The following is a 12,134-nucleotide window of genomic DNA, read 5'->3' as shown; positions in this document are numbered from 1 at the left end:
GCCTTCTTTTCCTATCAAAAACCCCCGCATCCTCATATCAGGATACAGGGGTCACGTTAGCACAGATCGTGCGCAGGCGGGCAGCTTCTTTCCGCATGGACAGTCACTGCGAACACGTCATCCTTTCCTCGAAGGATTATGGTGACAGGCGGACGGGCAGGTATCCTGACTTATGGAAGAGGCATGCCCTGATATTCTTTCACATGCTTGGCGGCACATGTAACAGGGCTAATGAGCATGTTTCCATTTACAGTGGCGGGACCGCGTCGGACTCACACCGACTTCCCTTTTAACAGCGCAATGAAGAAAAGCAAGTTCCCTCACACGGCGCCGACCTCGTCTGCTGGATATTTGATGTAGTGTAGTCAAGCCGTTCTTTTACTTGATGATTATAGGTTAAAAAGAGTTAGCTTACAACCCAAACAGCTGCTTGATTCGCCACAACTACCCTAGTGAAAAAGCAATTTTGCTATACAATTGTGCAGTCCTGCCAGCCTTAACTGAAACCTAATCGCTTCTCCCGGTTTTGGATTCAGACTCCAAAAATCATGACCTGGTATCAGCATACAAACCAATTGGCGAATTACTCCACCATGCGTGACAACCAAAACAGAGGGCGGTGCAGCATTCGACTCTATTGGCTGAACCTCCAAAGCAATGCGCCACGCAAACAGAGAGTCACGGAATTCGCGCAGACGGTTCACAAAATGTACCCAGGACTCTCCTCCAGGCGGGGTGATTCGCTGTGGCTCATCAATCCAAGCGCGATACAACGCCACATCCTTAAGCATGTCATACGTTTTTCCATCCCACTCGCCAAAGTGAAGTTCTCGCAGACGTGGCTCCATGATAGGAGGCATAGCAGATAGGGAACGTTCAGTCGTCAATGCTGACTCCGGCAAAATGATCTGCAAGGTCTGGCGACATCGCATCAAGTCACTGCAATAGATTTGAGCAAAGGACTGGCCCTGTAATTTTTCCCGTAAAGGCTTTAATTCCTGCTCTGCTCCAGACAGCAAACTCAAATCGGCATGTCCCAGATATCGACGTTCCTTATTCCATAAGGTTGTGCCATGACGAACTAGCACGAGCTCCATGTCCCACTGCAGATCTTCTTTAGCATCATTCGGCTCACTATCCTGTTGTGGGTTCGGACTTAGTGCACATTCTCGCACTCTTTTCCCTTCTGTATTTTGTTTCAAAATAATGTCACTCCTCACCGCATCCATACCAAGGCAAAACACCCCGCAGCTCCCAACAAACACAACCCTACAAACATAGTGGATACGGCGAACATCAGCCCGATGGTATGCCGGATATCCTTCGACTCCAGTGGTCGTATCTCTTCGCCCATATATGCTCGAAACGAGCGTATGCCATGATACACGTTATAGCCACCAAGACGAATCCCCAAGGCACCTGCCACCGCTGATTCGGGAAAGCCGCTGTTTGGACTGGGGTGCAGACGCGCATCCTGCTTGACTGTGCGCCAGCTTCTTGCAGCATCCAGCCGATACAACCACGCCGCTATCACAAGCATAACTGCTGTCAGGCGAGCCGGAATGTAGTTAGCTACATCGTCCAGACGTGCCGAGGCCCAGCCTAAATGCAGGTACTTTTCATTTTTGTAGCCAACCATTGAGTCGAGCGTATTTACGGCACGATATGCCAGTGCCAAGGGGGCTCCTCCGATCAGGGCATAAAAAAGCGGGGAAATAATGGCGTCCACGATATTTTCAGCGACTGTTTCGACGGTACCGCGTACAATTTCAGGCTCGTCAAGCTGCTGCGTATCCCTCCCGACAATCATGCCTAGCTCCCGACGTGCCACAGTCAGGTCATTCGCCTGCAACGCTCGGTATACGGCCATCCCTGCGTCCTTTAGTCCTTTGGAAGCAATTGTGGTTGCAACCAGAACAATTTCTACGACGACAGACAACCATGGGTGAATCCAGGCAAGTACACGCAACAGCCCCCAGGCAAACACAAAGGAGCCTCCTGCCACAATAAGTGGAAGCAGCATGCCCGCACGTTTCAGTCCCTGGTCACTGCGGACCTTACGACGAATCGCTTTTTCCAATGCTGAAATGGCATGTCCCATCCCGATGACTGGATGCGGCAACCATCTCGGATCGCCGATTAGCCTGTCCAGCAAATAGGCTGCCATTATGATCAAGCTAACTATCACGCCCCTGCTCCTCCTCCAGCACTTCACTGAGTGCGGACAGCAGCATATTATTGGCTTCGGCGTCCTTGACTGCAATTCGAAAATGGCTCGCCGACAGCCCAGGATACATAGCACAGCTACGTATAAGAATCCCACGTTGTCCAAGCGCCTGCTGAATAGCCGATGAACTCCACGTTCCCGGCGCCCTTGCTAGCACATAATTGGCTTCGCCGGGAACGACACCGCAGCCCCATTCCGCCAAAGCAGTCAGCAAGCGGCTGCGTTCCGTCGCAATCAGTTCCTGTGTGCGGCGCTCATAAGCTTGCCCACTTCTCAGACACGCCTCTCCAGCCAGCAACGCCAATCCATTAACACTCCAGGTCACCTGTTTGGCCGTCATTTGCCGGATATAGTCCGGATGAGCAATCGCATAGCCCAATCGCAAGCCAGGAATGGCATAAAATTTGGTCATCGATCGGATCAAAATCACATGAGGATAGCGATCCAGCACAGGCAATAATGAGACTTGCCGTTCCAGTGGGATAAAATCAATAAAGGCCTCATCCACCACCAGCACGGTACCCGTTCTGCCAGCCGCCTCTGCCAGTTCATATAGCTCCTGCTCACCATATTGCACACCGTTCGGATTATTCGGTTGCCCAAGGAACAATACATCTACCTGCTCCATGAGCTGAAGGATGTCCTCCACGTCTGCCTTCCATTGAAGCGAAGCCTTCCCGTATACCCGGTGGATCTCGGCTCCAAATTTGCCAGCCAGCTCGGCATATTCCGAAAAACACGGCTCCACTGTGCCCACACGCTTGGGAGCCAGGCCCAATAGCAGCAGCGCCATGCTTTCAGCCGCGCCGTTACCGATGCTCAGCGACTCCGGTGGAACGTGCAGCCGCCGTGCCAGCATATTTTTAAAGTGGCGATGCCCAGGGTCAGGATAGCGAATCACCGTGTCCAATGAGCTTTGCAGTGCCTCAAGCACCTCCGGTGGCGGACCAAGCGGATTAATATTTGCACTAAAATCCACAAAATCCGCCGCAGCTCCGCCAAATGTCGCGGCAGCTGTTTCCCTGTCCCCGCCATGACCGTAAACCTCTATCATTGCCTCATATCCTTTCCGCCCGTTTTCAATCATTTAGCTCCATTATGAGGCTGCTTTTTGCGTCCCGTCAATGCAAATGAGCTTTTGTACATGGCTCACTTGGGTTACAATAGGGGGAGGCACACATAAAATACACAGTTTGTATATACGGAGGAATGGACATGCTGTTCATCGACAACCAGGGCATACACGATCCAGCCATTAATCTTGCTATTGAGGAATACGCACTCAAGCATCTACCGCTGGACGACAGCTATCTGCTATTTTACATTAATCAGCCTTCTATTATTATAGGCAAGCATCAAAACACCGTTGAAGAAATCAATGCTGAGTTTGTGAGAGACAACAATATTCAAGTCGTTCGTCGCCTGTCCGGCGGCGGAGCTGTATATCATGATCTCGGTAACTTAAATTTCAGCTTCATTACCAAGGATAACGGGGAGTCCTTTCATAATTTCCTCAAATTTACGCAACCTGTGATTGACGCCCTCCGCCAAATGGGAGTAGAAGCCGAAATGACAGGACGCAACGATCTGCAAGTCGGAGAACGTAAAATTTCAGGAAATGCTCAATTTGCCACACGTGGACGTATGTTCAGCCATGGTACATTGATGTTCAACCTGAATCTGGACAATGTGGCTGCATCACTGCATGCCAATCCCGAAAAATTTAAATCCAAAAGCACAAAATCCGTCCGTAGCCGCGTGGCTAACATCAGCGAACTGATGGACCGTGAGATGACCATAGAACAATTTCGCGAGGAACTGCTGCGGTCCATCTTTGGCTCAGAATTGGATCAGGTGCCTCAATATAAGCTCACCGATGCGGATTGGGCTAAAATCCATGAAATTTCCAAAGAACGCTATCAATCGTGGGATTGGAACTATGGTCTATCCCCTGAGAGCAATATCAAGCACACACGTAAATTCCCGGTCGGTATTATAGATATCCGCATGGATCTGAAGGAAGGCTACATCCGTGATATTAAAATCTACGGGGATTTCTTCGGTGTAGGTGATGTCGCTGATATTGAAAATATCCTGCGTGGCAAGCGTTATGATGAAGGTGAGGTCCGTCAAGCCTTATCCTCTCTCGATTTGAAGCATTACTTTGGTAATATTGAGCTGGACGACTTTGTTGGACTTGTATTTCTGGAAGACTAAGCGTTACTTTTTTCCATGGTTTCAAGCCAATACTTCAGTGGTTATAAGGGGACAGGCTCTTATGGGCGTCGTCCCTTTTTCAATGCGATATTGTCATTTTGAATATTATAAGATACAATTTTAATATTGCCCCATGATAGAGATAAAGGAGAGAATACCGATATGTATAAATTAATTGCCATTGATATTGATGATACTCTCATTAATGACCAGAAAGAAGTTACTCCAGCGACACAACAGGCATTGGAAGCTGCTGTAGCTAAAGGTGTGGTGGTTACTCTCGCTACTGGACGAGCTTATGCCTCCGCGCACAAAATTGCACGCCAGACGGGGTTGAACGTACCGATCATTACGTACCAAGGAGCTTTGGTTAAAAACCTGCTGGACGAAAACGTGCTGTATGAGCGTTATGTTCCACTCGTAGCTGCACGTCGTCTGTATGAATTCTGCGTGGAACGCAATCTGCATTTGCAAACGTATATAGATGACAAATTGTACACTCGTGAAGATAATCAAAAAATTAAAGATTACACCGAGCTGAACAACACAGAATATTTTGTAGAGCCTGTGTTCAGTAAAGTTATTGAGCAACCAGCTCCTAAATTGCTGATTATCGACGAGCCGGAAGTGTTGGACGAATTAATTCCCGAACTTCGCGAATTGCTTGGCAGTGAAGTGCATATTACAAAATCCAAGCCTCATTTCCTGGAAATTATGCATCATGAAGGCACCAAGGGCCACGCTCTTGCCTTTCTTGCAAACCATTTTGGCTGTGATCTGTCGGAGACCATTGCGATCGGCGACTCTTGGAATGACCATGAAATGCTGGAATGTGCCGGTCTTGGCATAGCGATGGAGAATGCGATTCCTGATTTAAAAAAGCTGGCTGATTACATTACTCGCAGCAATAACGAAGACGGTGTAAAGCATGCCATCGACAAATTTGTACTCAATGTTGAATAAGCAGAAAGTGACTGTACCCATAATACTTAAATAAAGTATTACAACAACAAAGCCTCCAAACGCCGCATGTTTAGTAATATACGGCAGTTTGGAGGCTTTTTCTATCATATTACATCATATTCTAACAACTTCGAAATATCAGGCAGCAGAGCGTACTTTGCGTCTGTTCACTAAACGGATAATTCCGTTATTCATACACATCAACCCGGTCACAATGAGCAGCACCCCTGCCAGCATCCACCAGCTTACATGTTCACCATATAAAAAAGCACCCAGGCCTACAGCAATCGGTGGTGAAATGTAGAGCCATGTGGTCGGAAACAATGGATTCGTACGCGCCATAAGCCAGTAAAATAGTGTTTTCGCAATCATGGAGCCAAACAGGATCAAATAAAACAGAGAGCCTATGGCAGGCAGCAGATTCCATCCCTCAGAATTCCAAGGCTCAGTGAAAGCCGACAGTACTAGCAGCATCCAACCACCATGGAACATTTGAGCTGCATTTAAGGCAATCGGATTCGTATCACGAAATGCATCCATGACTCGCTTGGAATACAGGGCTCCACCCGAATAGCATAGCTCACCCAGCAAAATGGCTATGCAACCTGCCAACCACAGGCCGCTGATTTGAACCGCTAAGCCGGGCAATACCACCAGCACGACCCCGAGAAAGCTGATCATACAGCCCATGAGCGTAATTCTCGTCGTTTTTTGCCGCAGTATTGCAGACTGCATCAGCACAATCATCATCGGTCCGGTGGCTGACAAAATAGCGCCGATCCCCGAGCTGACATATTGCTCTGCCCAATACAGTGTTGAGAATGTGCCGAAGGTCGTTCCCGTCCCAATCAGCAGCATTTCCTTACGCCATAATAACGACCACTGAACCTTTCCCGACAGCCTCATCGCAATAAACAAGATCGCCCCTGCTGTCATAAAACGTGCTCCTGCCGATAAGAACGGCGGAAGTCCGGCTTCCACTCCCACTTTGATAGCCAAAAATGTGGTGCCAAAAATGAGACACATAACTGTAAAGGCGATACCAATCATGATACTTCCCTCTCCCTTCTGTTACTCACAAGCATACAAGGAGACAGACAGAACAGATGGGCAACCACAGAACAGTTGTATACGTTTTGGAAGTGCTGTATAGTACAATACACACAAAGGAGCGTGGACAGCATGGGCAAGGTTAACAGCGAATTATTGTTTTCAACAGAAAATAACTCGGCCGATCCGAGCTTAAAGCTGTATGAGCAGGTCGTCCATTACGTAAATGTGCGGATTGAGCGCGGGGACTGGCCAGCAGACGTTAAATTGCCGTCGGTGCGAAGTCTGGCTCAGGAGCTGGGTGTGCATCGGTTAACCGTATTCCGGGCATATCAGGAGTTAAAGCAACAAGGACGCATCTATGTAAAAGATAAATCGGGATATTACGCTCATGCTTCCCATGCAGCAGAATTGGGAATATGTACTGCCTATTCGGAACGATCATCCACAAAGCGGATCTTCCAATCGGAATCCACTTACATGGCAGACGACCCGTCTGTTTCCGTCTGGAGGGGGCTGGATGGACTCACCCAGGTTCATGCCGTGAACGCAGACTTCCAATTTTCCAAGGCCCTGATTGATCCCTCTCTCCTGCCTAACCGATACTGGAGAGAATTAATGATGCAGGTGTTTGAAAAGCATCCAAAAATCGCAGCTACCTATTCTTCTGTACAAGGAGACGCTGAGCTTCGTGATGCCATGGCGCAGCATTTTAGCACAGATAAGCATTTTGCAGTATCAACGGACGAAGTACTGATTACCTCCGGCGCACAGCAAGCCATCGATTTGGTTTCCCGATCTCTGATCCGTACAGGAGACCGTGTATTAATCGAACGTCCGGTCTATGGTCCCGCCATGGAAATATTCCGTAGACAAGGCGCCCGCCTAACTGTAACTGATATACGGCCGGAAGGTTATGATATGGATCAGATTGAATGGTGCCTGAAAACGGAAAAACCGCGTCTCTTTTATGTGAATCCGACCTTTCACAATCCGACCGGCTTTACGATCCCCGATGAGCAGCGCAAACGTCTGCCCGAACTGGCCGAGCGCTACGGCTGTCTTATTGTCGAGGATGACAGCACCTATGATATCAGCTTTGGGCAAAAGCCGCCTTCTCCGATTTTCTCCTATGATATCTCGGGGAGCGTCGTCTATATTCGCAGCTACAGCAAATATGTCGCACCCGGTCTGCGAATCGCAGCCGTAACCTGTAGGCCTCAGCTCATGGACAGTCTACTGAGCGTCAAAGCGCTAGTGGACAACGGATCGCCGCTGCTGAATCAAAAGCTGTTTTTACAATACTTTCAATCCCCACGTATGCAGCAGCATATTAAAAAGCTATGTATTGCGCTCCAGATTCGTAAGGAAACGATGGAGACCAGTCTCCGCGATTCCGGCTGGACATGGACCAGCCCGGCGGGAGGACTCAACCTGTGGCTCCAACTACCTTCTACGATACAACCTAATGAGCTGCTTGCCAAAAGTATACAAGAGTCCGTTTCCTTTGTCCCAGGCAATGTATTTGATCCCATCGGTGCAGAGGGTAAAACGCATATACGGTTGTCCTATTCTTACGCCAATGAGCTGCAAATTAAAGAAGGGATCTCCACACTTCTACGCATCAGTCGAACGATGTAAAGGTAAAACCATCGTTATTCTAACGGCAAACTCATACCTGTATGTGCCAAACTGATCCCTTCCAGCAGCCCGTAGTTGTGTGTGATATCCACATCATGGGACATATGTGTAAATACCGTGCTTCCGGGCTTCAGTCTTCCTACAAGTTCCTGAGCCTCCAGCATGTCATATACCGAGCGGGTGGTATACTCCGCTTCCTCATGGTAAAAGCTCGTCCCCAGCACGAGTAAATTCAGATTATGTAAAGGTAAAATTTCCGCCTCATTCAGTCCAATCGAATCCGAACAGTAGGCCCATGAGAAGCCGTCTTTTTCCAAACGATAAGCGTAAGCATATCCGTTCTTCCCGTGATTCACACGCCATCCCCGGATGTTCCATCCGCCAAGTTGGACTCCCTGATCGACCGGAATAAGATCCAGGTTTCCAGGAAGCCAGGAAAATTGACGCAAGATCGTGTCGATCACTTCCTGTGGAGCGAACAAGCGCCCTCTATTACCGGTCCAGCGACAGGCATCCGCCCATTCTGGCAATCCTCCAATATGATCAAAATGTGCATGTGTCACGAGGATCGTAGGGATAAAACGCAAACTGCGCAATTCTAACTGTCTACGCCAGTCGGGGCCACAATCAATCATAAAATCCTCTGTCTCGCTTTCGATCAGCACAGACGATCTCAACCTTACATTCGTTCCTATCGTGCGGGCCTCTGTGCACACGAGACAATCACAATATACACGCGGAACCCCCATTGCATCCCCTGTGCCAAGAAAAATAAGCCGATTCATGATTTAACTCCTATCTATCTGGGTGTTTTTACTCCTATTATAACGAACATATCAAGCCTGCGTAAATCACCCCAGCGACCAACGACAAAAGGAGCATGTCCAAAGCCGTAAAACAGGCCAGACACCCCCCTTATATGTGATCTTTTTATTTTCAAATAATAATAGGCATGGGGTCTTCCTTCAGTCGGTTTTCCACCATCCAGCTGGACTCCTCATTATATAGATAGGCCCGATGCACCAACACTCGCACCTGCTGACCAGGTTCCAGCGTAGACTTTTCCAATGAACGGTATGTCATGAGACGCTGATCCCCGACCTGGACTTCAACCATCCATTCACTCCCACGAAAATGTAAATGCTTCACAATGCCTTCCTCGGTTGCCGACAGGAGCGCAAATTCCTCACTCGGTCCGACATCAATGTACTCCGGACGAATCAAGGCACGTGTTCCCACTCCGGCAGCTTCCTCAAAGCCCTTGAGACTACTCGCCTGTTCAATCACCGTGGATTCCCCAATAAAGGAAGCTACAAACGGAGTCCCCGGTTTTTTATAAATATCCCAAGGCGTTCCCTTCTGCTCCAGCCGTCCTTGATTAATCACCATAATCTCATCCGCTACTTCAATCGCCTCGTCCTGATCATGGGTGACGAAAATGGAGGTAATACCTACCCGCTCAATCAACTCTCGCAACCAGGTGCGCAGCTCCTGACGAATCTTGGCGTCAATAGCCGCAAATGGCTCATCCAGCAGCAGTAGTTGAGGCTCCGGTGCCAAAGCACGCGCAAAAGCAACCCGCTGTCGCTGTCCACCTGACAACTGATGCGGATAACGATGCTCAAAGCCTTTGAGCCCCGTGAGTTCGACCAGCTCAGTGACCCTTTCCTTGATGCGGGCTTTGGAGCTTTTTTTCACTTTCAAACCAAAGGCAATATTGTCGTACACGCTCATATGCTTGAACAAAGCATAGTTTTGAAATACAAATCCGATTCCACGCTCCTGTGGTGTCAGCTCGTTTACCCTTTTTCCGTGAAAGCGGATCTCTCCTGCATCCGGTTGCTCCAGCCCCGCCAAAATGCGAAGAATGGAGGTTTTCCCTCCGCCGCTTGGACCGAGCAAACCAATAAGATGGCCCGTCTGAATATCAAAAGATACGTCCTTTACCGCATGAAAATTACCGAAATGCTTGTTTAATCCTCTTACTTCCACATGCATATCCGTACACTTCCTTTCCGCTTCTGGACCAGTTCAGGAACAGCAGCAGCCTTGCTTATCGCAAAGCACGCACCTCATTTGAAAACATTCAATTATTCCAATAAACTTACTTTGTTTTTCTTATGTGATACTTTATCAAAGGAAAGTAATTTTCGTCAACTCTATATATTATCTTAAGAATGAAAAGGGTAAAGTAATACATAGAAAGGAGATGGATTTATGTTGCATACTTTTGAATTATCCACTACACGGCGAGATGAAATGCGTGATATTACACGTGAGATTGCAGCACTCATCGAAAAAAGCGGGGTGCAGCAAGGAACAGCTCTAATTTATTGTCCCCACACGACAGCCGGCATCGCCATTAATGAAAATGCCGACCCAGATGTCAAACATGATGTCATTTTAAGGCTGGATGAGGTTTATCCCTGGGAACATCCCCAATATCGTCATATGGAGGGAAATACGGCATCCCACCTAAAATCCATTACAACAGGCCCATCACAAACAGTTATTATTCATGATGGAAAGCTGTTGCTTGGACGATGGCAGGGTCTTTATTTTTGTGAATTCGACGGCCCACGCAGACGCCAATACCATGTGAAAATTATGAAGGGCTGACGGAGGCATGCAAAAAAACAGACGATGATGTTCTCCCCCTGGATACATCATCGTCTGTTAAATTCTTAGTCGCTTTCGCAAAGTACCGTAATGATAAGTCACCGTCATGAAGTGCAAACACCCAAAAAAGCGCCCTACATGTTCATGGCTGAAGCGTATGAATGCAGGTACGCTCATAGGTGTCTGCACAGCAGCTTTACATGTGCTAAAGCAGCGGGCCTGATCTCTTCAAATGTTAAACCGTCCTGAATATAAAATGACACAAAGCCATGCATGGATAAAAACAGACTTTTCGGTACTCTTGAGCATTCTTCCTCCGAATGTCCCTGACCATTCAATTCCTGGCGAATCATAGACGCAAATAATTCTACACAACGGTTTTGCTCTGTCCGACAGTATGCAAAAAGCTCTTCATCGTGCATCATGAACATAATTTCGTACTGATATGGATTTTCCAAGCCAAAACGGATATATTCCAGCATCAGGTACTCCAATCTGCTCAAGCCATCATCAGGCGTGCCTGTTGCTGCTTGCAGTAGAATCCCACGCAATGTATTGAAATCTTCAATCACAATGGCGTAGAACAGTTCAGCCTTCTCTTTAAAATGATAGTATAACGAACCATGACTGTAACCCAGATGCTGGCCAATGCTGCGCATTGAAATCGCACGGTAGCCCTTGGTGATAAACAAGTGCCTGGCCGCTTCCAGAATCCGCCCTCTTGACAACTCCTGTTCTACTGCTCTTCTAGCCATATTATTTATTCCCCTTCAATAAAGTAAAGCTGCTCTCCCTCCGACACAAGCGATTGTCCCTGTGTCAAGTCGGTTATCCAGTTGCAGAAGGATTCCGCATCACCAGCCAGCGGCAGACAGGTTAAGGTAACTTTATCCGTAAACATCGTTTCTCCGGTACGGATGCTGCGATTACGTAATTCATTTTCCACTTTGCCCAACCAAGTATAATCCAATTCCACAAAAACTTCACGATGCAGCACACGTGTAATCGCATCCCCTGCCTCGATAGCTGCAACAGCACCATCTGAGTACGCGCGAATCAGTCCGCCTGCTCCCAGCAAAATCCCGCCAAAGTAACGGGTAACCACAATAGCGACATTTTTCAGTTTCTGATTGCGGATGACCTCCAAAATAGGCTTACCCGCCGTCCCGCTCGGTTCTCCGTCATCCGATTGCTTTTGGATTTCGTCTCTTTCCCCAATCATATAGGCCGAACAATTATGGGTGGCATTCCAATGCTCTTTTTTGATGCGCTCTATAAAAGCAACTGCTTCTTCCTCAGTTTGAACAGGCTGAATATGGCCGATAAAACGGGATTTTCGGATTACAATTTCCTTGTTGCCGGCACCGCGTACGGTTCGGTATTGTTCCAACATACACGTATAACCTTCCTTACTTCA

Annotated in this window: 12 protein-coding genes and 1 riboswitch; of the genes, 4 read left to right on the top strand and 8 right to left on the bottom strand. The window is 48.0% G+C overall.

Going from position 1 to position 12,134, the window contains the following annotated elements:
• Positions 1-138: 138 nt before the first annotated feature.
• Positions 139-354: riboswitch (cobalamin riboswitch) on the bottom strand.
• Between the two features lie 95 nt (positions 355-449).
• From ACUC6J_RS06735 to cobD, 3 genes are read right to left on the bottom strand one after another with little or no spacing between them, the layout of a single operon-like run.
• Positions 450-1,202, bottom strand: a complete 753-nt coding sequence (locus ACUC6J_RS06735; RefSeq protein WP_447249958.1) for a histidine phosphatase family protein — start codon at positions 1,200-1,202, stop codon at positions 450-452.
• Between the two features lie 14 nt (positions 1,203-1,216).
• Complete coding sequence (gene cbiB / locus ACUC6J_RS06730) at positions 1,217-2,188, bottom strand: adenosylcobinamide-phosphate synthase CbiB (RefSeq protein WP_447249957.1); 972 nt, start codon at positions 2,186-2,188, stop codon at positions 1,217-1,219.
• Positions 2,178-3,281: a threonine-phosphate decarboxylase CobD gene (cobD, locus tag ACUC6J_RS06725; protein WP_126666668.1), complete on the bottom strand. Its 1,104-nt coding sequence runs from the start codon at positions 3,279-3,281 to the stop codon at positions 2,178-2,180. Before cobD ends, cbiB begins: the two co-directional genes overlap by 11 nt.
• Before the next feature lie 161 nt (positions 3,282-3,442).
• Between cobD and ACUC6J_RS06720 the strand changes: the two genes are divergently transcribed.
• Together ACUC6J_RS06720 and ACUC6J_RS06715 are read left to right on the top strand one after the other, a co-directional pair.
• On the top strand, positions 3,443-4,444 hold the full coding sequence (locus ACUC6J_RS06720; protein ID WP_013369984.1) for a lipoate--protein ligase: 1,002 nt from the start codon (positions 3,443-3,445) through the stop codon (positions 4,442-4,444).
• A gap of 162 nt (positions 4,445-4,606) precedes the next feature.
• Positions 4,607-5,407, top strand: a complete 801-nt coding sequence (locus tag ACUC6J_RS06715; protein WP_016820665.1) for a Cof-type HAD-IIB family hydrolase — start codon at positions 4,607-4,609, stop codon at positions 5,405-5,407.
• A gap of 138 nt (positions 5,408-5,545) precedes the next feature.
• On the opposite strand, the gene ACUC6J_RS06710 is transcribed toward ACUC6J_RS06715, so the two are convergent.
• Positions 5,546-6,457, bottom strand: coding sequence for a DMT family transporter (locus ACUC6J_RS06710; RefSeq protein WP_447249956.1), 912 nt, complete (start codon positions 6,455-6,457; stop codon positions 5,546-5,548).
• A gap of 132 nt (positions 6,458-6,589) precedes the next feature.
• Between ACUC6J_RS06710 and ACUC6J_RS06705 the strand changes: the two genes are divergently transcribed.
• Complete coding sequence (locus ACUC6J_RS06705) at positions 6,590-8,098, top strand: aminotransferase-like domain-containing protein (RefSeq protein ID WP_016820667.1); 1,509 nt, start codon at positions 6,590-6,592, stop codon at positions 8,096-8,098.
• 14 nt (positions 8,099-8,112) lie between these two features.
• Here ACUC6J_RS06705 and ACUC6J_RS06700 read toward each other — a convergent pair whose 3' ends face one another.
• Positions 8,113-8,883: an MBL fold metallo-hydrolase gene (locus ACUC6J_RS06700; RefSeq protein ID WP_016820668.1), complete on the bottom strand. Its 771-nt coding sequence runs from the start codon at positions 8,881-8,883 to the stop codon at positions 8,113-8,115.
• A gap of 151 nt (positions 8,884-9,034) precedes the next feature.
• Positions 9,035-10,096, bottom strand: a complete 1,062-nt coding sequence (locus ACUC6J_RS06695) for a sulfate/molybdate ABC transporter ATP-binding protein (protein ID WP_017426561.1) — start codon at positions 10,094-10,096, stop codon at positions 9,035-9,037.
• A gap of 219 nt (positions 10,097-10,315) precedes the next feature.
• Here ACUC6J_RS06695 and ACUC6J_RS06690 point away from each other — a divergent pair, with 219 nt between their 5' ends.
• Positions 10,316-10,717: a secondary thiamine-phosphate synthase enzyme YjbQ gene (locus ACUC6J_RS06690; RefSeq protein WP_031463130.1), complete on the top strand. Its 402-nt coding sequence runs from the start codon at positions 10,316-10,318 to the stop codon at positions 10,715-10,717.
• A 173-nt stretch (positions 10,718-10,890) separates the two neighbouring features.
• Here ACUC6J_RS06690 and ACUC6J_RS06685 read toward each other — a convergent pair whose 3' ends face one another.
• Both ACUC6J_RS06685 and ACUC6J_RS06680 read right to left on the bottom strand, forming a co-directional pair.
• A complete protein-coding gene (locus tag ACUC6J_RS06685; RefSeq protein WP_016820670.1) occupies positions 10,891-11,472 on the bottom strand; it encodes a TetR/AcrR family transcriptional regulator in 582 nt (193 codons plus the stop codon).
• Positions 11,473-11,477: 5 nt separating this feature from the next.
• On the bottom strand, positions 11,478-12,110 hold the full coding sequence (locus ACUC6J_RS06680; protein ID WP_013369976.1) for a YigZ family protein: 633 nt from the start codon (positions 12,108-12,110) through the stop codon (positions 11,478-11,480).
• Between the last annotated feature and the right edge of the window lie 24 nt (positions 12,111-12,134).

The sequence above is a fragment of the Paenibacillus sp. JJ1683 genome (genome assembly GCF_053006485.1).
Note: the sequence above shows the minus strand (reverse complement) of the source record. Positions and strands in the feature narration are given on the sequence as shown.